Consider the following 233-nt stretch of genomic DNA (forward strand, 5'->3'; position numbering starts at 1 on the left):
CGATCTCGATGCCGGTGAAGTCGTCCGGACTGATCTCGGTCATCGTCACCTCGATGAGGCGCGACTCCTCGTCCGGGGAGAGCCCCTCCTCGAGGATGACGATATTGCCGTCGCGGACGCCGTCGAGGATGAGCCGGATCTTCTCCATGGTCGTGAGCCCCTGCATCCGAGCGCCGCTTATCATGTCGATCCGGACGCCGTCGCCGGAGTCGTCGGGATCGTCGGGGTCGTCC

Annotated in this window: 1 protein-coding gene; it reads right to left on the reverse strand. The window is 65.2% G+C overall.

Annotated elements, in window-relative coordinates; translation table 11 throughout:
• The coding region (locus tag EXE44_RS19435) for a DUF2073 domain-containing protein (RefSeq protein WP_241991924.1) at positions 1–233 on the reverse strand (233 nt) is incomplete at both ends.

Source organism: Halorubrum sp. SS7 (genome assembly GCF_005435055.1).
GTDB classification, from domain to species: domain Archaea; phylum Halobacteriota; class Halobacteria; order Halobacteriales; family Haloferacaceae; genus Halorubrum; species Halorubrum salinarum.